Source organism: Enterobacter cloacae complex sp. ECL72, assembly GCF_019056635.1.
In the GTDB taxonomy this organism is placed as follows: Bacteria; Pseudomonadota; Gammaproteobacteria; order Enterobacterales; family Enterobacteriaceae; genus Enterobacter; species Enterobacter hormaechei_C.
Genome location: NZ_CP077659.1, coordinates 1,898,854 through 1,919,718 on the forward strand (window position 1 = coordinate 1,898,854; position 20,865 = coordinate 1,919,718).

14 protein-coding genes are annotated in these 20,865 nt (G+C 56.2%); 10 read left to right on the forward strand and 4 right to left on the reverse strand.

What is annotated here, in order from left to right; translation table 11 throughout:
• Positions 1-7 precede the first annotated feature (7 nt).
• A complete protein-coding gene (gene fdnG / locus KTH07_RS09150; protein ID WP_100134720.1) occupies positions 8-3,055 on the reverse strand; it encodes a formate dehydrogenase-N subunit alpha in 3,048 nt (1,015 codons plus the stop codon).
• Positions 3,056-3,275: 220 nt separating this feature from the next.
• Between fdnG and yddG the strand changes: the two genes are divergently transcribed.
• Entirely contained in the window at positions 3,276-4,154 is an 879-nt protein-coding gene (gene yddG / locus KTH07_RS09155; protein WP_032102980.1) for an aromatic amino acid DMT transporter YddG, read from the forward strand.
• A 626-nt stretch (positions 4,155-4,780) separates the two neighbouring features.
• Positions 4,781-5,854 carry a porin OmpC gene (ompC, locus tag KTH07_RS09160; protein WP_017382300.1) on the forward strand — a complete coding sequence of 358 codons (1,074 nt, stop codon included), beginning with the start codon at positions 4,781-4,783 and terminating at the stop codon, positions 5,852-5,854.
• Between the two features lie 45 nt (positions 5,855-5,899).
• Here ompC and KTH07_RS09165 read toward each other — a convergent pair whose 3' ends face one another.
• Positions 5,900-7,390, reverse strand: a complete 1,491-nt coding sequence (locus tag KTH07_RS09165) for an MFS transporter (protein ID WP_075606862.1) — start codon at positions 7,388-7,390, stop codon at positions 5,900-5,902.
• 116 nt (positions 7,391-7,506) lie between these two features.
• On the opposite strand from KTH07_RS09165, the gene KTH07_RS09170 reads away from it, so the two are divergent.
• From KTH07_RS09170 to narI, 6 genes are all read left to right on the forward strand, one after another.
• The gene (locus tag KTH07_RS09170; RefSeq protein WP_015570471.1) at positions 7,507-8,082 is read left to right on the forward strand and encodes a TetR family transcriptional regulator; all 576 of its coding nucleotides are present in this window, start codon (positions 7,507-7,509) and stop codon (positions 8,080-8,082) included.
• 210 nt (positions 8,083-8,292) lie between these two features.
• Positions 8,293-9,678, forward strand: a complete 1,386-nt coding sequence (locus KTH07_RS09175; protein WP_032620334.1) for a NarK family nitrate/nitrite MFS transporter — start codon at positions 8,293-8,295, stop codon at positions 9,676-9,678.
• Between the two features lie 67 nt (positions 9,679-9,745).
• Positions 9,746-13,486: a nitrate reductase subunit alpha gene (locus KTH07_RS09180; protein WP_032634382.1), complete on the forward strand. Its 3,741-nt coding sequence runs from the start codon at positions 9,746-9,748 to the stop codon at positions 13,484-13,486.
• Entirely contained in the window at positions 13,483-15,027 is a 1,545-nt protein-coding gene (gene narH, locus KTH07_RS09185; protein WP_015570469.1) for a nitrate reductase subunit beta, read from the forward strand. The genes KTH07_RS09180 and narH overlap by 4 nt, the downstream gene beginning before the upstream one ends.
• Entirely contained in the window at positions 15,027-15,722 is a 696-nt protein-coding gene (gene narW, locus KTH07_RS09190) for a nitrate reductase molybdenum cofactor assembly chaperone (RefSeq protein WP_023303777.1), read from the forward strand. The genes narH and narW overlap by 1 nt, the downstream gene beginning before the upstream one ends.
• Positions 15,719-16,399 carry a respiratory nitrate reductase subunit gamma gene (gene narI, locus KTH07_RS09195; protein WP_023303778.1) on the forward strand — a complete coding sequence of 227 codons (681 nt, stop codon included), beginning with the start codon at positions 15,719-15,721 and terminating at the stop codon, positions 16,397-16,399. Before narW ends, narI begins: the two co-directional genes overlap by 4 nt.
• Before the next feature lie 80 nt (positions 16,400-16,479).
• Here the strand turns inward: narI and nhoA are convergent, their stop codons facing one another.
• Complete coding sequence (gene nhoA, locus KTH07_RS09200) at positions 16,480-17,325, reverse strand: N-hydroxyarylamine O-acetyltransferase (protein ID WP_023303779.1); 846 nt, start codon at positions 17,323-17,325, stop codon at positions 16,480-16,482.
• 105 nt (positions 17,326-17,430) lie between these two features.
• Between nhoA and KTH07_RS09205 the strand changes: the two genes are divergently transcribed.
• Positions 17,431-18,003 (forward strand): flavin reductase family protein, encoded by a 573-nt coding sequence (locus tag KTH07_RS09205; protein ID WP_023303780.1) that lies wholly within the window; start codon positions 17,431-17,433, stop codon positions 18,001-18,003.
• Between the two features lie 203 nt (positions 18,004-18,206).
• Positions 18,207-18,638 (forward strand): DUF3828 domain-containing protein, encoded by a 432-nt coding sequence (locus KTH07_RS09210; protein WP_032620331.1) that lies wholly within the window; start codon positions 18,207-18,209, stop codon positions 18,636-18,638.
• A 67-nt stretch (positions 18,639-18,705) separates the two neighbouring features.
• Here KTH07_RS09210 and fusA read toward each other — a convergent pair whose 3' ends face one another.
• Complete coding sequence (gene fusA, locus KTH07_RS09215; RefSeq protein ID WP_032619626.1) at positions 18,706-20,808, reverse strand: elongation factor G; 2,103 nt, start codon at positions 20,806-20,808, stop codon at positions 18,706-18,708.
• Between the last annotated feature and the right edge of the window lie 57 nt (positions 20,809-20,865).

Sequence of the window (20,865 nt, forward strand, 5' to 3'; positions counted from 1 at the left end):
TCGCTCCTTACGCTTTCTCGATGTTGACCAGAAACGCTTTATACTCCGGCGTTTGCGAGTTGGAATCGCCGACGTTTGGCGTCAGGGTATTGGCGATGTAGCCTTTCTGCGCTACCCCTTCAAAGCCCCAGTGCAGTGGTATACCGACGGTTTCCACCTGCTGGCCATGCACGTTCAGCGTTTGCAGACGACGGGTGACCACCGCCACCGCGCGAATAAAGCCGCGCTTGCTGCTGACCTTCACGCGATCGCCGTTGGCAATGCCTTTCGCCTTCGCCAGCGTTTCGCTTATCTCCACAAACTGTTCCGGCTGCGCGATGGCGTTAAGCCGCGCGTGCTTGGTCCAGGTATGGAAATGCTCGGTCAGGCGGTAGGTGGTGCCGACATAAGGGAACTTGTCCTTTTTACCTAAACGCAGCACGTCGTCTTCATAGATGCGTACCACCGGACTGGAGACCACATTCGGGTGCAGCGGGTTAGTGCCGAGCGGCGTTTCCATCGGCTCGTAGTGTTCCGGGAACGGCCCTTCCGCCAGTTTGTCGATAGCAAACAGACGTCCCAGCCCTTCCGGCTGCATGATAAACGGCCCGGTGTTGCTGCCCGGCGCGGCGGTGTTGAAGTCCGGGATATCGTTCCCCGTCCACTTCGTGCCGTTCCACTCGATCAGCATGCGTTTCGGATCCCACGGCTTACCGTTCACGTCTGCGGAGGCACGGTTGTACAGTACGCGGCGGTTCAACGGCCACGCCCATGCCCAGCCCAGGGTATTGCCCAGGCCTGACGGATCGGCGTTATCGCGATTGGCCATCTGGTTACCCTGCTCCGTCCAGCTGCCGGTGTAGATCCAGCAGGAAGAGGCCGTGGTACCGTCGTCACGCAACAGCGCGAAGCTATTGAGCAGCTGTCCTTTCTTCGCCACCAGATTGCCGTTGGCATCGTACAGGTCGGCCAGCGCCACGCCGTTGTTCTCTTTTGCCACCTCTTCGGACTCAGGATGATCCGGCTGCTTGTAGTTCCAGCTCATCTTCAGCAGCGGCTCAGCGCCTTTGCCGCCTTCTGCGCGGTACATCTCGCGCAGACGATGGTAAATCCCGGCCAGAATTTCGCCGTCATTACGCGCTTCGCCCGGCGCATCCTGACCTTTCCAGTGCCACTGTAGCCAGCGGCCAGAGTTGGCAATTGAACCGTCCTCTTCCGCAAAGCAGGTCGACGGCAGGCGGAACACCTCGGTCTGAATCGCTGCCGGATCGACATCGTTTGATTCACCGTGGTTCTGCCAGAACGTAGACGTTTCGGTGACCAGCGGATCGATAACCACCATGTACTTCAGCTTGCTCAGGCTGCGAACGACTTTGTTTTTATCCGGGAATGACGCTACCGGGTTAAAGCCCTGGCAGATGTAACCCGTGACGTCGCCCTTATCCATCATGTTGAAATACTTGATGACATCGTAAGCCTGGTCCCATTTCGGCAACCACTCAAAGCCCCAGTCATTCTCTTTCTGCGCCGCGTCGCCGTAGAACGATTTCATCAGACTGACGGCAAACTTCGGATAGTTACTCCAGTAGTTCACCTGGTCCGGACGCGTCGCTTTTGGCGTGTTGGCGTCAAGCCAGCTTTGCCAGTCGGTCTGCTTCTCGGACGGCAGGGTCAGGTAACCCGGCAGGCTGGTCGACAGCAGGCCGAGGTCGGTTAAGCCCTGAATGTTAGAGTGCCCGCGCAGGGCGTTCACGCCGCCACCGGCCATCCCCATGTTGCCGAGCAGCAGCTGGATCATCGCCATGGTACGGATGTTCTGCGCGCCCACGGTATGCTGCGTCCAGCCCAGCGCGTACAGGAATGTAGTGGTTCTGTCGGCGGCACTGGTGGAAGCCAGCACTTCACATACTTTCAGGAAGTCCGCTTTCGGCGTACCGCAGATGTTTTCCACCACGTCCGGCGTATAGCGGGAAACGTGCTGTTTCAGCAAGTTCCACACGCAGCGCGGATCGCTCAGGGTCTCATCTCGTTTCGCGTAGCCGTTTTCGTCGAACTGATAGTTCCAGGACGATTTATCGTACTGACGTTTCCCGGCGTCATAGCCGCTGAAGAGGCCATCTTCGAAGGCGAAATCTTCCCGTACCAGCAGGCCGGCATTGGTGTAATGCTTAACGTATTCCGCGTTAATTTTGTTATTTTCGATCAGGTACAACAGCACGCCGGACAGGAACGTGATGTCCGTACCGGAGCGGATCGGCGCATAGATATCAGCCACCGATGCCGTACGCGTAAAGCGCGGATCGACGACGATCAGCGTCGCATCGTTGTTGTTTTTCGCTTCCATCGCCCAGCGGAATCCCACCGGATGGGCTTCAGCGGCGTTACCGCCCATTACCACCACGACGTTAGCGTTTTTGATATCAACCCAGTGGTTGGTCATCGCACCGCGACCAAATGTTGGAGCAAGACTTGCTACCGTTGGTCCGTGTCAGACGCGCGCCTGGTTATCAACCGCCAGCATGCCGAGGGAGCGCACAAATTTTTGCGTCAGCATGCCGGTCTCATTACTTGCCGCAGAGGCACACAGCATCCCGGTGGAGGTCCAGCGGTTTACCGTGATGCCCTGCTCGTTCTTCTCAATAAAGTTGGCGTCGCGATCCGCTTTCATCAGTTTTGCAATTCGGGAGAAGGCTTCGTCCCAGGAGATACGCTGCCAATTGTCAGAGCCCGGCGCACGATATTCCGGGTAGCGCAGACGGTTTTCACTGTGGACGTAGTCCAGCAGCCCCGCCCCTTTCGGGCAAAGCGCCCCGCGGCTCACCGGATGGTCCGGGTCCCCTTCAATATGATAAATCGCTTCTTTGGCGTTCTTTGCGCCATCACCCAGGCTATACATTAATAGCCCACAACCCACGGAGCAGTATGTGCAGGTGTTACGGATCTCTTTCGCGCGCAGCAGTTTATAGTTGCGTGCCTGAGCCAGCGCCATTTTGGGAGCGAATCCCAGCATTGCGGCTGTTGTTCCGGCCATACCGCCCGCGCAGATTTTAAAAAAATGTCTGCGGCTGACGTCCATTGCTGTCCTCGTTATCTGATAAGACTTCGCGCCGCAAACTAACAGCAAAGCCCCTGTTTTTTTTGCGTCAAATCAAGGTCGTCAGACTTCGCCCCCTTAATAGTCACTGCCGGTACGATTTGCTAATCCTTTCGGGTTAACAGGCTCTTTGAAAATTCGCCAGGTGTAGCAAATAGATGCTATAAGTTTTCCCTTTGATTTTTAGACGACTGGCAGGGTAATGGACAGAAAAAGAGCAACGCTGACAGGCCTGGCGGCCATATTGTTGTGGAGCACCATGGTGGGTCTCATCCGCAGCGTCAGTGAAGGACTGGGCCCGGTGGGCGGCGCGGCGATGATTTACACCGTCAGCGGGCTGTTGTGTCTGGTGACGGTGGGTTTTCCCGATCTTCGGCGTTTTTCCACGCGCTATCTCATTGCGGGCAGCATCCTGTTTGTCAGCTATGAGATGTGCCTGGCCCTGTCGCTGGGGTATGCCGCGACGCGCTCACAGGCGATTGAAGTCGGTATGGTCAATTATCTGTGGCCAAGCCTGACGATTGCGTTCGCGATTTTGTTCAACGGGCAAAAAACCACCCTGTGGGTGATCCCTGGGCTTCTCATCTCGCTGTTGGGTGTGTGCTGGGTTTTAGGTGGCGAAAACGGTCTGCAACTGAATGACATCATGCAGAACGTCGTTTCCAGTCCGCTAAGTTATGGGCTGGCGTTTGCTGGCGCTTTTATCTGGGCCGCCTACTGCACCGTCACCAGCAAGTATGCCAAAGGGCAAAATGGCATTACCCTTTTCGTCCTGCTGACCGCCCTGAGCCTGTGGGTCAAATATGCCGTCAGCGATCAGCCCGAAATGGTGTTCAGCGTCCCGGTTGTGGTGAAGCTATTGATGTGTGGGGTTGCGCTTGGCTTTGGCTACGCCGCCTGGAATATCGGTATTCTTCACGGTAACGTCACGGTGCTTGCGGCTGTCTCTTATTTCACGCCAGTTCTTTCCGCCGCACTGGCGGCTATTCTGCTGAGTTCTCCGCTTTCACTCTCATTCTGGCAAGGGGCATTGATGGTGTGCGCCGGATCGTTACTGTGCTGGTATGCCACCCGCAAATAGCATTTTTATTTTTGCCGGGTACCGAATATGCCCGGCAAAATATTAACAATATTTTAATATGTGATCACACCCTTGAATATAATTCGTAACATTAGAGAGTAATTAAATCTCTGTATAGAGTGCTGTCAGAAAGCCAGAGTTGTTGTGGAAATTGACATAAACTGACAACGCAGGTAATTAATTCAGCGCCAATATTCCCGCGCTATATAGCACAAAGTGCAATAGTTTATTTCTGAATATTTCTCTTAAAAAACAGGTTCTGGTTTCCCGAGAAATTTATAATCAACTGTTTTAAAAAAGGTTATCCTGCCACATGCTTTGACATTCCCTGCCAAACCCTTTTAATCCCACCAAAAAACTAAAACGTCCGACAACTATTCACAGCCATATTATCTTGATTTGTTAATAATCACTTTATGTCTATATATTAACCTTACTGGCCGATTTAAGGGCAATTTATCCGATCAGGATCACACTAATTGAAATTATCTTTAATATTTTGAAACTTATTATTGAAAGCAGTCTACGGAATTTTAAAAATAGTCTGCCATTGACGATAAGCCTCGTTTAAAAATCGCTCAGGTGGCTTAGGAAATACCTAAATAAAATTATAAGGATTATTTAAGATGAAACTTAAATTAGTTGCAGTGGCAGTGACTTCCATGTTGGCAGCTGGCGTTGTTAACGCGGCTGAAGTTTTTAACAAAGACGGTAACAAACTGGATCTGTACGGCAAAGTTACTGGTCTGCACTATTTTTCTGATGATGCTGGTAGCGACGGCGACAAAACGTATGTTCGTCTGGGCTTCAAAGGTGAAACTCAGATCAACGATCAGCTGACCGGATACGGTCAGTGGGAATATGAGTTCAAGGGCAATCGCTCTGAAGCTCAAGGTTCCGACGGCAACAAAACCCGTCTGGCGTACGCTGGTCTGAAATTCGATGAATTCGGTTCCTTCGACTACGGTCGTAACTACGGTGTGGCTTATGACATCGGCGCGTGGACTGACGTTCTGCCAGAGTTCGGTGGCGATACCTGGACGCAGACTGACGGCTTCATGACCGGCCGTACCACTGGCGTTGCAACCTACCGTAACACCGACTTCTTTGGTCTGGTTGACGGCCTGAACGTGGCTGCTCAGTACCAGGGTAAAAACGACCGTGACGATATCACCGAATCCAACGGTGACGGCTGGGGTCTGTCTTCTACCTATGAATTCGACGGCTTCGGTGTGGGTGCGACCTACGCGAAATCTGACCGTACCGACCGTCAGGTTCGTGCTGCAAGCAACCTGAACGCCGGTGGCGAAAACGCAGAAGTCTGGGCTGCTGGCCTGAAGTACGATGCGAACAACATCTACCTGGCAACCACCTACTCTGAAACCCGCAACATGACGGCGTTCGGTAACGGTCACGTTGCCAACAAAGCGCAGAACTTCGAAGTTGTGGCTCAGTACCAGTTCGACTTCGGTCTGCGTCCGTCCATCGCTTACCTGAAATCCAAAGGTAAAGACATCGGTTCTTATGGCGACCAGGACCTGGTTGAATACGTTGACGTTGGCGCGAGCTACTACTTCAACAAAAACATGTCCACCTATGTTGATTACAAAATCAACCTCGTGGATGACAGCCAGTTCACCAAAGATGCCAAAGTGGCTACCGACAACATCGTAGCTGTAGGTCTGACCTACCAGTTCTAAGATCTGTTAGTTCAAAAGGCCAGCCCTCGCGGCTGGCCTTTTTTATTACTGCTGCCCTCCGACCTTCGCCAGACTAAACCAGATCCCGACCGCCAGAATCAGCAGCATGCCTCCCGCACTGCCCAGGGCCACGCTGTGCGAGGTGATGAACGCGGTTTTCGCCGCCGTCATCACCGGCTCGGCCAGCGACGGCGTCAGCTCCTGCGCCACCTTCATCGCTTCACCGATGGACGACGAGGCTTTATCGGTCAGCGACGCGCTCAGCCCCTGCGGCAGTACAATAGACGCCGAAAAGCTGCGGGTTAACAGCAGACCGAAAATGGCGATCCCCAGACCAGCACCCAGCTCGTAGGACATGGTTTCGATCGCGCCTGCGGCGGCCGTTTTCTCTTTCGGCGCGGCAGCCATGATCGCTGACGTCGATGCCAGCAGTGCGCTGGCGGCACTGAAGCCCAGCAGCACCATCAGGCTCCACGCCTGCCACTGTTGGGTGCTGAAATCGAGCGTCGACAGGCCGATAAAACTGACCGCGCTAAGCCCCATGCCTCCGGCCGCGACAATGCGCAGCCCCAGACGCCCGACCAGCACACCCGCGATCGGCCCGCTAAATCCGCTCGCCACCATCACCGGCAGCATAAATATCCCTGCTTCAAACGGCGTAAAACCATGCACGAACTGCAACTCCTGCGCCATCAGCAGTTCAAAGCCCACCAGCGCAATCATGGCGGTCATCGCCATGACCACGCCGCTTAAAATAATGCGATGGCAAAACAGGCGCATGTCGATCATCGGCACGCGCGCGCGTAGCTGGATACGGACGAAGATAAACAGCATTACCGCTCCGGTAAGCAGCGTACAGGCCACCATCCACGGCGACAGCCCCCCTTTCAGGGCGCTTTTGGCGCTATAGACCAGCAGTAAAATCGCCACAATCAGCATAATGGCATGGCTGATATTGAGCGGCTGCTCGGGCCGCCCCTGCTGAGCAGGCACCAGGCGCGCAGCAAGCGAAACCACGATCAGCACGATCGGCACGTTAATCAGGAACACCGACCCCCAGTAAAAGTGCTCCAGCAGCATGCCGCCAATCAGCGGGCCAAACGCCGCGCCGCCCGACCCAACGGCAGCCCAGACGCCGAGGGCGATATTACGGTGCCGCACGTCAATAAACAGGGTGCGGATCCCTGCAAGCGTAGCCGGAATGATCATCGCCGCGCCAATCGCCAGCGACGCGCGGGCGGCAATCAGCCAGCCCGCGGACGGCGCAAAAGCCGCCGCTAACGATGACAGGCCAAACAGCACGCTGCCGATCATCAGCAGGCGCTTAAAACCTATGCGATCGCCCAGCGCGCCCATCGGCAGCACCATCCCCGCCATCACCAGCGAGTAAATATCAATAATCCACAGCAATTCGTTGCCGCTGGCACCCAGCGTCATGCTCAATGTTGGCGCCGCCACGTGCAGCACCGTCGCGTCAATCGCCACCGGGATATACACCAGCACGATAATCACTAACGCTAACCACTGACGAAACATAAATTTCCTTTTCAGTTAAAAACTGGACACATGTCCAGAATGCGATCCTACGTAAAGTTGAACACTTGTCCAGCTCTTTGTTACACTCGTTTCGTTGCCATTGAGAGTGAGAAATTATGCGTTATCTGAGCAAGGACGAGCGGCGGGAAGAGATCCTCCAGGCCGCGATGCGCGTGGCGCTGACCGAAGGATTCGCTGCGATGACCGTGCGCCGCATCGCCACCGAAGCGGGCGTCGCCACCGGGCAGGTGCATCACCACTTTGCGTCGGCGGGCGAGCTTAAGTCGCTGGCGTTTGTCCGGCTAATCCGCGATTTGCTGGATGCTGAAATCGTTGGCGAAAACGCCGGCTGGCGCGAGCGCCTGCATGCCATGCTCGGCAGCGATGACGGCGGGTTCGAGCCCTACATTCGACTGTGGCGGGAGGCACAAATTCTCGCCAGCCGGGATAGCGATATCAAAGGCGCCTACGTTTTGACCATGGAGATGTGGCACCAGGAAACGGTCGCGATTATCCGCGCCGGGGCGGAGGCCAACGCCTTTACGCTTGCTGACCAGCCGGAAAATATCGCCTGGCGTTTAATTGGTCTGGTATGTGGCCTGGATGGCATATACGTATTAAATATGCCTGAAATGGACGACGCGGCATTTAATAAGCATCTGGATAAGCTTATTTCCCTCGAATTGTTTTAATACTCCCATCGGGGTATTAATTTTCGCAAACAGTTACAATTAGTAACACATAAAGCGAACCCTGATTCCCATTCCAAACTCAGGGATTCGCTTTTTTATCTATCCTTTCAGATGTATCCCATAACATCCAAAAATTTCTACAAACTGCCGAAAGGTATCTTTCTGTTTTCACTTCTTTTTTCTCTCCATTTGGGTAAGCAAGAGGGTGATATGTCACATCAAAGCGAGAAGAGTAATCAGCATCTGTTGAGTAACTGGAAACCGGAAAACGCGCAATTTTGGGAGAATAAAGGGAAACATATCGCACGTAGAAACCTGTGGATTTCCGTGGCGTGTTTGCTTCTCGCGTTTTGTGTATGGATGTTGTTTAGCGCTATTGCGGTAAATCTTAATAAGGTCGGATTTAATTTCAGCACCGATCAGCTTTTTATGCTAACGGCATTACCTTCTCTTTCCGGCGCGATATTACGTGTCCCCTACTCTTTTATGGTGCCGATATTTGGCGGACGTTACTGGACCGTGTTAAGTACCGTTATCCTGGTCGTACCCTGTGTCTGGCTTGGGATCGCCATCCAGAATACCGCCACGCCTTACTGGGTCTTTATCATCATCGCACTGCTGTGCGGTTTTGCCGGCGCCAACTTCGCTTCCAGCATGGGAAACATCAGCTTCTTCTTCCCGAAAGCCAGACAGGGCAGCGCGCTGGGCATTAACGGCGGGCTGGGTAACCTGGGCGTGAGCGTGATGCAGCTGGTTGCGCCGCTGGTGATTTTTCTGCCGATGTTTACCTTCCTCGGCGTTCACGGCGTCCCCCAGGAGGATGGCTCGACGATGTGGCTGGCGAACGCGGCGTGGATCTGGGCGCCGCTGCTGATTCTTGCTACTCTTGCGGCGTTTTTTGGCATGAACGACATCGCCAGCTCGAAAGCGTCCATTGCCAGCCAGCTTCCGGTGCTTAAGCGCTTTCACCTCTGGCTGCTGAGCCTGCTTTATCTGGCAACCTTCGGCTCGTTTATCGGTTTCTCGGCAGGCTTTGCTATGCTGTCAAAAACCCAGTTTCCGGACGTAAATATCCTCCACCTCGCCTTCTTTGGCCCGCTGATCGGCGCCCTGGCGCGTTCGGCTGGCGGGATGATCTCGGACAGGCTGGGCGGCGTACGGGTGACGCTGATCAACTTCGTCTTTATGGCCATCTTTAGCGCCCTGATTTTCCTGACGCTGCCCGGCTCTGGTTCAGGCAGTTTTATCGCCTTCTATCTGGTCTTTATGGGCCTGTTCCTCACCGCCGGGCTGGGCAGCGGCTCGACCTTCCAGATGATCGCGATTATCTTTCGCAAAATCACCCTCGACCGCGTGAAAAAACAGGGTGGGAGCGACGAACAGGCACAGCATGAAGCGGTGACCGAAACGGCTGCCGCGCTGGGCTTTATCTCTGCCATCGGTGCGGTAGGCGGGTTCTTTATTCCCAAAGCCTTTGGCACATCCCTGGCGATGACTGGTTCCCCGGTGGGCGCCATGAAAGTCTTCCTCGTGTTTTACATCGTCTGCGTGCTCGTCACCTGGCTGGTGTACGGCCGCAAATCCTCACAAAAATAATAACTACCTCTTCGCCGGAGCGTGATGTCTCACCCTCCGGCCATGCTATCGAAGCAGGAGAAATGTCATGAGCAAACTGTTGGACCGCTTCCGTTACTTCAAAACAAAAGGCGACAGTTTCGCCGATGGGCACGGGCAGGTGTACCACACCAACCGCGACTGGGAGGACAGCTACCGTCAGCGCTGGCAGTTCGACAAGATTGTGCGATCCACCCACGGCGTTAACTGCACCGGCTCCTGTAGCTGGAAGATTTATGTCAAAAATGGCCTGGTGACCTGGGAAACCCAGCAGACCGACTACCCGCGCACCCGCCCTGACCTGCCTAACCACGAACCTCGCGGCTGCCCACGTGGCGCAAGCTACTCCTGGTATCTCTACAGCGCCAACCGTCTCAAGTACCCGCTGGTACGCCGCAGGCTGATCGAACTCTGGCGCGAGGCGCTGGCGCAGCATACCGATCCGGTGCTGGCCTGGGATGCCATCCAGAACGATCCGCAGAAAGCGCAGAGCTACAGGAAAGCGCGCGGAAAAGGCGGTTTTATCCGCTCAAACTGGAAAGAGCTTAACCAGCTGATTGCTGCCGCCAACGTCTGGACCATCAAAAACTACGGCCCGGATCGGGTAGCCGGTTTTTCCCCCATCCCGGCCATGTCGATGGTCTCTTATGCCGCCGGTACGCGCTATCTCTCCCTGCTCGGCGGCACCTGCCTGAGCTTCTATGACTGGTACTGCGATCTGCCACCGGCGTCGCCGATGACCTGGGGCGAACAGACCGACGTGCCGGAATCCGCGGACTGGTACAACTCCAGCTATATCATTGCCTGGGGGTCGAACGTGCCGCAGACGCGCACCCCGGACGCCCACTTCTTTACCGAAGTGCGTTACAAGGGCACCAAGACCGTCGCCATTACGCCGGACTTCTCGGAGGTGGCGAAGCTCAGCGACCAGTGGCTGGCCCCCAAACAGGGTACCGACAGCGCCCTTGCCATGGCGATGGGCCATGTGATCCTTAAAGAGTTCCACCTCGATAACCCGAGCGAGTACTTCCTCAACTATTGCCGCCGCTACACCGACATGCCGATGCTGGTCCTGCTGGATGAACAGGCTGACGGTCGCGTGGTGCCGGGCCGCATGCTGCGCGCGTCGGATCTGGCCGACGGGCTGGGTGAAACCAATAATCCGGAGTGGAAAACCATCGCCTTTGACGTGGCCGGAAATCTGGTGGCGCCGAATGGTTCCATCGGCTTCCGCTGGGGTGAAAAAGGCAAATGGAACCTGGAGTCGCTGGCTGCGGGACAGGAAACCGAGCTGACGCTTTCCCTGCTCATCACCCACGACAGCGTGGCAGACGTGGCCTTCCCTTACTTCGGGGGCAACGAGAATCCGCATTTCCGCAGCGTGAAGCAGGAGCCGGTGCTGACGCGCCGCGTACCGAGTAAAACCCTGACGCTGGCCGACGGCAGCCAGAGACGCGTGGTTAGCGTGTACGATCTGGTGCTGGCAAACTACGGCCTCGATCGCGGTCTGGAAGACAGTAACGCGGCGACAAACTACGCCGAGATAAAAGCCTACACCCCGGCCTGGGGCGAACAAATTACCGGCGTCCCCGCTTATCTGATAGAAAAAATCGCCCGTGAATTTGCCGACACGGCGCACAAAACTCACGGTCGTTCGATGATCATCCTCGGGGCCGGTGTGAACCACTGGTACCACATGGACATGAACTACCGCGGGATGATCAACATGCTGGTCTTCTGCGGCTGCGTCGGGCAGAGCGGCGGCGGCTGGTCGCACTATGTCGGCCAGGAAAAGCTGCGCCCGCAAACCGGCTGGCTGCCGCTGGCCTTCGCGCTGGACTGGAACCGCCCGCCACGCCAGATGAACAGCACCTCCTACTTCTACAACCACGCCAGCCAGTGGCGCTATGAGAAGCTGACCGCCCAGGAGTTGCTTTCTCCCCTTGCAGACGCGACGAAATTCACCGGACACCTGATCGATTTCAACGTGCGCGCCGAGCGCATGGGCTGGCTGCCGTCGGCCCCTCAGCTCAACCTTAATCCGCTGCACGTTAAGGCCCGGGCGGACGCCGCCGGGATGTCGCCGCAGGACTACACCGTGCAGGCGTTAAAATCGGGCGATATCCGCTTCGCCTGCGAACAGCCGGATAACGGTAAGAACCACCCGCGCAACCTGTTTGTCTGGCGTTCTAACCTGCTTGGCTCGTCCGGGAAAGGCCATGAATACATGCTGAAATACCTGCTTGGCACCGAGAGCGGTATTCAGGGTGAGGATTTAGGCTCAACGGACGACGTGAAACCTGAAGAGGTGGAATGGCAAACCGCCGCCATTGAGGGCAAGCTGGATCTGCTGGTGACGCTCGATTTCCGTATGTCCAGCACCTGCCTGTTCTCGGATATCGTCCTGCCCACCGCCACCTGGTATGAAAAAGACGATATGAATACCTCGGACATGCATCCGTTTATTCACCCGCTTTCCGCAGCCGTTGACCCGGCGTGGGAGTCCCGCAGCGACTGGGAGATTTACAAGGGCATCGCCAAAGTCTTCTCTGAAGTGTGCGTCGGACATCTCGGCACCGAAACTGACGTGGTGCTACAGCCGCTTCAGCATGACTCCCCGGGGGAGCTGTCGCAGCCTTTTGATATTCTGGACTGGCGCAAAGGCGAGTGCGATCTGATCCCCGGCAAAACCGCGCCAAACATTGCAGTCGTCGAGCGCAACTATCCGGAAACCTACGAGCGCTTCACGGCCCTTGGGCCGCTGTTGGACAAGCTCGGCAACGGCGGAAAAGGCATATCGTGGAACACCCAGAACGAGGTCGATTTCCTCGGCAAGCTCAACTACGTCAAGCTCGACGGCCCGGCGAAAGGTCGTCCGCGCATCGAGACCGCCATTGACGCTTCAGAGGTGATCCTCGCCCTTGCGCCGGAAACCAACGGTCAGGTCGCGGTCAAAGCCTGGGAAGCCCTCGGCGAACTGACCGGGCGCGATCACACTCATCTGGCGCTGAACAAAGAAGATGAGAAAATCCGCTTCCGCGATATTCAGGCGCAGCCGCGTAAAATCATCTCCAGCCCGACGTGGTCCGGCCTTGAGAGCGAGCACGTCTCCTATAACGCAGGCTATACCAACGTTCACGAGCTGATCCCGTGGCGCACGATTTCGGGCCGCCAGCAGCTGTATCAGGATCATGCCTGGATGCGCGCCTTCGGGGAGAGTCTGGTGGCCTATCGTCCACCGATTGACACCCGCAGCGTTACCCATATGCGCGAAATCCCGCCGAACGGATTCCCGGAAAAAGCGCTTAACTTCCTGACGCCGCACCAGAAATGGGGCATTCACTCCACCTACAGCGAAAACCTGCTGATGCAAACCCTGTCGCGCGGGGGGCCAATCGTCTGGATCAGCGAAACCGACGCGCGCGAGCTGGGCATTGAGGACAACGACTGGATCGAAGCCTTCAACGCCAACGGCGCCCTCACCGCCCGCGCGGTGGTCAGCCAGCGCGTGCCGCCGGGCATGACCATGATGTACCACGCTCAGGAGCGCATTCTGAACATTCCGGGGTCAGAAGTAACCGGACGGCGCGGCGGGATCCACAACTCGGTCACCCGTGTCTGCCCGAAACCGACCCACATGATCGGCGGCTACGCGCAGCTGGCGTACAGCTTCAACTATTACGGCACCGTCGGCTCGAACCGCGACGAGTTCATCATGATCCGCAAAATGAAAAACATTAACTGGCTGGACGGCGAAGGTCGGGATCAGGTACAGGAGGCGAAAAAATGAAAATACGCTCACAGGTTGGCATGGTTCTGAATCTCGATAAATGCATTGGCTGCCACACCTGCTCGGTCACCTGTAAGAACGTCTGGACCGGGCGCGAAGGGATGGAGTACGCGTGGTTTAATAACGTCGAAACCAAACCGGGTATCGGCTATCCGAAAAACTGGGAAGATCAGGATGAGTGGCAAGGCGGCTGGATCCGCGGTATTCACGGCAAGCTGACCCCGCGCCTCGGCGGCAAAATGGGCGTGCTGTCGAAGATTTTCGCTAACCCCGTCCTGCCGCAGATTGACGATTACTATGAACCCTTCACCTTCGATTACCAGGATCTGCACCGCGCGCCAGAGGGCGATCACCTCCCTACCGCCCGCCCGCGCTCGCTGATTGACGGCAAGCGAATGGATAAAATCGAATGGGGGCCCAACTGGGAAGAGCTGCTGGGCGGCGAGTTCGAAAAACGCGCCCGCGACCGCAATTTCCAGAAGATCCAGAAGGAGATGTACGGCCAGTTTGAAAACACCTTCATGATGTACCTGCCGCGCCTGTGCGAGCACTGTCTGAACCCCAGTTGCGTTGCCACCTGCCCGAGCGGTGCGATTTACAAGCGTGAAGAGGACGGCATTGTGCTGATTGACCAGGACAAATGCCGCGGCTGGCGTCTGTGCATCAGCGGCTGCCCGTACAAGAAAATCTACTTCAACTGGAAGAGCGGCAAGTCAGAGAAGTGCATCTTCTGCTACCCGCGCATTGAGTCCGGCCAGCCGACCGTCTGCTCGGAAACCTGCGTCGGGCGCATCCGCTACCTTGGCGTGCTGCTGTATGACGCGGACCGCATTGAAGAGGCGGCCAGCACCGAGCATGAAACCGATCTGTACGAGCGCCAGTGCGACGTGTTCCTTAACCCGAACGATCCGGCGGTGATTGAGGAAGCGCTGAAACAGGGTATTCCGCAGAACGTCATCGACGCGGCACAGCGTTCCCCGGTTTACAAAATGGCGATGGACTGGAAGCTTGCCCTGCCGCTGCATCCGGAATACCGCACCCTGCCAATGGTCTGGTATGTGCCGCCACTGTCACCGATTCAGTCCTACGCCGACGCGGGTGGTCTGCCGCAGAGCGACGGCGTGCTGCCTGCGGTCGAAAGCCTGCGCATTCCGGTGCAGTACCTGGCAAACATGCTCAGCGCGGGCGATACCGGTCCGGTGCTGCGCGCCCTGAAGCGCATGATGGCGATGCGCCACTACAAGCGTTCCCAGACCGTGGAAGGCGTGACCGACACCCGCGCCATCGAAGAGGTCGGCCTGACGGAAGAACAAGTAGAAGAGATGTATCGCTACCTGGCGATTGCCAACTACGAAGACCGCTTCGTGATCCCGACCAGCCACCGCGAAATGGCGCGCGACGCCTTCCCGGAGAAAAACGGCTGCGGCTTCACCTTTGGCGACGGCTGCCACGGTTCCGACACCAAATTCAACCTCTTCAACAGCAGCCGCATCGACGCGATCAACATCACCGAAGTGCGCGAACACGGGGAAGGAGAATAATGCAGATCCTCAAAATCATCGCGCTGCTCATTGAGTATCCCGATGAGTTGCTGTGGGAAAACCGTGACGAAGCGCTTTCCCTGGTGGAACAGGACGCGCCCATGCTGCTGCCGTTTGCGCAGCAGCACCTGAGCGCCCCGCTGCTGGATAAGCAGGCCGAATGGTGCGAAGTGTTTGAACGCGGGCGCGCAACCTCGCTACTGCTGTTCGAACACGTTCACGCCGAGTCCCGCGATCGCGGTCAGGCGATGGTCGACCTGATGAGCCAGTATGAGAAAGCCGGGCTCCAGCTGGACTGCCGCGAGCTACCGGACTATCTGCCGCTCTATCTGGAATATCTCAGTATCGTCAGCGATGACGAGGCGCGTGAAGGGCTGCAAAACGTCGCGCCGATTCTGGCGCTGATTGGCGGCCGGCTGAAACAGCGCGAGGTGGCGCATTACCAGCTGTTTGACGCCCTGCTGACGATGGCCGGTACACGGCTTTCCAGCGACAGCGTGGCGAAGCATGTGTCTGGTGAAAAACGGGATGATACCCGTCAGGCGCTGGACGCCGTGTGGGAAGAGGAACAGGTGAAGTTTATCGAAGACAACGCCACATCGTGCGACAGCTCGCCGATGCAGCAATATCAACGACGCTTTAGCCAGGACGTCGCGCCGCAGTACATGGACGTCAGCGCAGGAGGCCCAAAATGACACATTACCTGAACGTGTTTTTCTATGACATTTATCCGTACATCTGCGCCACCGTGTTTTTCCTTGGCAGCTGGTTGCGCTATGATTACGGCCAGTACACCTGGCGCGCATCGTCCAGCCAGATGCTCAGCAAGCGCGGTATGAACTGGGGCTCTAACCTGTTTCATATTGGCATTCTGGGGATCTTCTTCGGGCATTTGTTCGGCATGTTAACCCCGCACTGGATGTACGCCTGGTTTTTACCCGTCGCGGTTAAGCAGCAGCTGGCGATGATGGCGGGTGGTGTGTGCGGCGTATTGACGCTGGTTGGCGGGTCGATGCTGCTTTACCGCCGCTTGTTCAACCAGCGAGTGCGTGCCACGTCCACCACGCCGGATATTATCATCATGAGTATCCTGCTGCTTCAGTGCATCCTTGGGCTGTCGACCATTCCTTTCTCCGCCCAGTATCCTGACGGAAGCGAGATGATGAAGCTGGTCGGCTGGGCGCAGGGGATCGTGACGTTTAAGGGAGGCTCGTCAGAAATGCTGAGCGGCGTCGCACCGATCTTCCGCGTGCATCTGGTGCTGGGGATGACGATCTTCCTTATCTTCCCGTTCACCCGTCTGGTGCACGTTTGGAGTGCGCCGTTTGAGTATTTTACCCGTCGCTATCAGGTGGTGAGATCGCGCCGTTGATTTTGTCGGGTGGCGGCTTCGCCTTACCCGACCTACGTTTCAAGCCGCTGTAGGCCCGGTAAGGCGTAGCCGCCACCGGGCTATTTCCCTGCCTGTGGATGCGTATCAAACCCCGCCATCACGGCCGTCAGCTCGGCCAGGGTAAAGCCGTGCTTCGGGTCATCAACGCCCAGGCCAAACCGCGCCTGCATCAGCTTATACAGCGCCTCCGCATCCGGCAAATGGATCTGATCCTCCACATGCCCGTTCTGCCAGTGGGTAAAATTAAAGTTGGTCAGCGTCAGCTTGCCCCCGTCCGGCAGGTGGCGACACATCAGCAGGTGATGACGGAAATGGGACTGCGGCCAGTGCGCCGACCAGAAGTTTCCCATCACGTAATCATTGAAGTACTGGGTCGCCAGGTCGAAGTGGTACATTGACTGCCAGTGCTCGTGATGGCGGAATTGCAGTACCCAGTCGTTACCCTCGCTCAGCAAACGATAACTCCCGTGCGGGGTTTCCTGTTCCTCGTTGGCGATCAAACGAATCGGCGCCGTCAGCGTTTGTCCGCCAAATCCCACATCGGCGATCCAGCGCTCGCCGTTCAGCTCAACCAGCAGCAACCGGTGCGTACGCGGCGGCATCTGCGACGGATTAGCCAGCACAACCCGCCCCAGCACGCTGCGCACCGTAAAACCGACTTCGCGTAACACCCGCTCAAACAGGCCGTTTTGCTCAAAGCAATATCCCCCCCGCCGCGCGGTGACAAGTTTATCCACCAGACACCCGTCGTCCAGATGGATTTCACGCGGCAAAACAACATCGATATTTTCGAAAGGGATTGCGCAGTTATGGTGTAAATGCAGCCCCCGCAGGGTATCGATATCAACCTGTACGGGCTGCTGCCAGCCCGTGCGGGCGAAATAAGCACTCAGAAATGGGGACATGATTTGCTCCAGGATGTGATATCCCCTGTTTATAAACTATTTTCCCTTATGCATATGCGCAAAAGTGCTTTTTCGTCATACTCATCGTGTACATGAGGAGATCCTATGAACCACTTTCGCCCTGTTGGATTACGCCATGCCAGCCGTCTTCTGAATCACGGTCCAACCGTGCTCATCACCAGCCGGGATGAGACCATCGATCGTCGCAACGTCATGGCCGCCGCATGGTCTATGCCGGTGGAATTTGAGCCCCCGCGTATCGCGATTGTGGTAGACAAAAGCGCGTGGTCACGGGAGTTGATCGAACGCAGCGGGAAATTCGGCATTGTGATCCCCGGCGTGGCGGCAGCCAACTGGACCTGGGCGGTCGGCAGCGTCAGCGGGCGCGACGAGGATAAATTTAACTGCTACGGGATCCCGGTTATTTATGGCCCTGAGCTTGGCCTGCCGGTTATAGAAGAGAAATGTCTGGCGTGGATGGAGTGCCGGTTATTACCTGTAACCTCTGCGGCCGAGAAATATGACACTCTGTTTGGCGAAGTGGTTTCCGCCGCGGCGGATGAACGCGCATTTGTCGCCGGACGCTGGCAGTTTGACGGGGATAAGCTGAATACGCTGCATCATCTGGGTGCGGGTACGTTTGTCGCGAGCGGGAAAATGGTGAAGGCGCTGGAATGATTTTTTAATTATACCCATCTGAATTATATAAAATTTCTATGGCATTTTATGTTTACCACTGCGTTGTAGAACGGAGGATATTTCTTGAGTTGCTGAGTTAGCAATTCCCCGTTAAGGAAATATTAATGTCCTGGATAGATATGGCGAAATTTTATATTCCAAATAAAATGCTCAAGCAAAAAGCATCGGTAATTGGGCACATTATGTCATCGAAGCCACTCTTCTTTTTACTTTTCATCCTGTCTTCCTTAGCGGGCGCGGAAACCACCTATGCACCGGGGCTAGTGGCGCTTAAATTCAATCAATGGTATATAGCGCAGTTAGATCAGAACAAACCACCCGTACTCAATCCAGACATTATGAACGAGTACGTAGCCTCAGGGACCATTGCAGCAATTAAAGAAATGTACTCTGGCGACAGTAACGACAAAGATATGCCCGATGCGGATATGTTTATCAAAGCGCAGGACTGGGATGATGACTGGAATCAGATAACCGTCTTACATTCTGATTTTGACGCCGTTTGCACAAACGTCTATGTCGCATTTGGTAAGAAGCAAGATCATGTGATTGCAGATTGTCTCGTTGAAGAGCAAGGAAAATGGAAAGTGCGATCGGCGACGCTAATTAAGTAACAGGCATAAACTCCCTGTCGTAATAATAAAGGCACATGGTAGCCAAATGACTACCATGTGCAATTAATTAACTCTTCACACGCTTCGCAATAATCTCATCCGCCACATTCCGCGGAGCTTCCGCAAAATGATGGAACTCCATCGTATACGTCGCGCGCCCCTGGGACATCGAGCGCAGCGTGGTGGCGTAGCCAAACATCTCAGCCAGCGGGACGTCAGCGCGAATAATCTGGCTGCCGTACTGCTCTGCCATCCCCTGCACCAGGCCGCGACGGGAGGAGAGATCGCCCATAATGTTCCCGGCGTACTCTTCCGGAGTTTCCACCTCAACGTGCATGACCGGCTCAAGAATAACCGGATCCGCCCGCCGTGCGCCCTCTTTGAAGCCGAGGATCGCCGCCATGCGGAAGGCCATCTCCGAGGAGTCAACGTCATGGTAGGAACCAAACGTCAGGGTCGCTTTCACATCCACCACCGGATAGCCCGCCAGCACTCCCGTATTCATGGCTTCTCGCAAGCCTTTTTCCACCGACGGGATGTACTCCCGCGGCACCACCCCGCCTTTGGTGGCATCTTCAAACACAAAACCACTCCCGGCGGCTAACGGCTCAAGGCTCAGGACCACATGACCGTACTGCCCTTTCCCGCCGGACTGTCGGACAAATTTACCTTCAATATCCTTCACCGCTTTACGCAGAGTTTCACGGTAGGTGACCTGCGGACGACCAATGTTCGCCTCAACGCCAAACTCACGCTTCATGCGGTCAACGATGATCTCCAGATGCAGCTCGCCCATCCCGGAGATAATGGTCTGTCCGGACTCTTCGTCCGTGTGCAGGCGAAACGACGGATCCTCCGCCGCCAGGCGCTGTAGGGCGATCCCCATTTTCTCCTGATCGGCCTTGGTTTTCGGCTCAATCGCCAGCGAAATAACCGGGTCCGGGAACTCCATCCGTTCAAGGGTGATCACCGCATTCGGGTCGGTCAGCGTGTCACCGGTGGTGACGTCTTTCAGCCCGACACAGGCCGCGATATCCCCTGCGCGCAGCTCGTCCACCTCATGGCGATCGTTGGCATGCATCAGCACGATGCGCCCGATACGTTCTTTCTTACCCTTCACCGGGTTGTACACCGCGTCGCCTTTACGCAGTATGCCGGAATAGACGCGGATAAAGGTCAGCTGGCCGACGTACGGATCGCTCATCAGCTTGAAGGCCAGCGCGGAGAACGGTTCATCATCGCTTGGGTGGCGCTCGGCGTGCTGTCCGTCTTCGTCTACCCCATCAATAGCGGGCACGTCCAGTGGAGACGGCATCAATTCAATCACCGCGTCGAGCATGCGCTGCACGCCCTTGTTCTTGAAGGCGCTGCCGCACAGCATGGGCTGTATTTCGCCGGAGATAGTCCGGATCCGCAGCCCTTTGATGATTTCCGCTTCATCCAGTTCGCCCGTCTCAAGGTACTTATCCATAAGCTCATCGCTGGCTTCTGCCGCAGCCGAAACCATTTTTTCTCGCCACGCCTGGGCGGTGCTCAGCAGATCGTCAGGCACTGGCGCATAGCTAAACGCCATGCCCTGCGTCGCATCATCCCAAAGAATAGTGCGCATCCTGATGAGATCCACCACGCCGGTGAAGTGTTCTTCTGCCCCCACGGGGATCACAATCGGGACCGGATTGGCTTTCAGCCGCTCCTGCATCATCTGCACCACGCGGAAGAAATCCGCACCCGGGCGGTCCATTTTGTTGACAAATGCCAGGCGCGGGACGTGATATTTATTCGCCTGACGCCAGACGGTCTCCGACTGCGGCTGCACGCCACCGACGGAGTCATAGACCATCACCGCGCCGTCGAGCACACGCATGGAACGTTCCACCTCAATGGTGAAATCCACGTGCCCGGGGGTGTCGATAATATTGATGCGGTGCGGTTCAAAGCCTCTGTCCATACCGGGCCAGAAACAGCTTACCGCCGCCGACGTAATGGTGATCCCGCGCTCCTGCTCCTGCGCCATCCAGTCGGTGGTTGCCGCGCCATCGTGTACTTCACCCAGCTTGTGGCTCATCCCGGTGTAAAACAGGATGCGCTCAGTGGTGGTTGTTTTGCCGGCATCGATATGCGCGGAGATACCGATGTTGCGATAACGTTCGAGTGGAATGGGTCGGGGCATGTTATTTCCTTAAGTCTTCATGACTGGTTTGTGACGACCGGGATGGTCGCGTGTTCG

What these genes read in the sequence shown, in the direction of transcription:
- KTH07_RS09210 (WP_032620331.1), top strand. Translation starts at nt 18,207, where the DNA reads ATGTCATCGAAGCCACTCTTCTTTTTACTTTTCATCCTGTCTTCCTTA.
- narI (WP_023303778.1), top strand. Translation starts at nt 15,719, where the DNA reads ATGACACATTACCTGAACGTGTTTTTCTATGACATTTATCCGTACATC.
- KTH07_RS09175 (WP_032620334.1), top strand. Translation starts at nt 8,293, where the DNA reads ATGTCACATCAAAGCGAGAAGAGTAATCAGCATCTGTTGAGTAACTGG.
- KTH07_RS09180 (WP_032634382.1), top strand. Translation starts at nt 9,746, where the DNA reads ATGAGCAAACTGTTGGACCGCTTCCGTTACTTCAAAACAAAAGGCGAC.
- narW (WP_023303777.1), top strand. Translation starts at nt 15,027, where the DNA reads ATGCAGATCCTCAAAATCATCGCGCTGCTCATTGAGTATCCCGATGAG.
- narH (WP_015570469.1), top strand. Translation starts at nt 13,483, where the DNA reads ATGAAAATACGCTCACAGGTTGGCATGGTTCTGAATCTCGATAAATGC.
- yddG (WP_032102980.1), top strand. Translation starts at nt 3,276, where the DNA reads ATGGACAGAAAAAGAGCAACGCTGACAGGCCTGGCGGCCATATTGTTG.
- KTH07_RS09205 (WP_023303780.1), top strand. Translation starts at nt 17,431, where the DNA reads ATGAACCACTTTCGCCCTGTTGGATTACGCCATGCCAGCCGTCTTCTG.
- fusA (WP_032619626.1), bottom strand. Translation starts at nt 20,808, where the DNA reads ATGCCCCGACCCATTCCACTCGAACGTTATCGCAACATCGGTATCTCC.
- nhoA (WP_023303779.1), bottom strand. Translation starts at nt 17,325, where the DNA reads ATGTCCCCATTTCTGAGTGCTTATTTCGCCCGCACGGGCTGGCAGCAG.
- ompC (WP_017382300.1), top strand. Translation starts at nt 4,781, where the DNA reads ATGAAACTTAAATTAGTTGCAGTGGCAGTGACTTCCATGTTGGCAGCT.
- KTH07_RS09170 (WP_015570471.1), top strand. Translation starts at nt 7,507, where the DNA reads ATGCGTTATCTGAGCAAGGACGAGCGGCGGGAAGAGATCCTCCAGGCC.
- KTH07_RS09165 (WP_075606862.1), bottom strand. Translation starts at nt 7,390, where the DNA reads ATGTTTCGTCAGTGGTTAGCGTTAGTGATTATCGTGCTGGTGTATATC.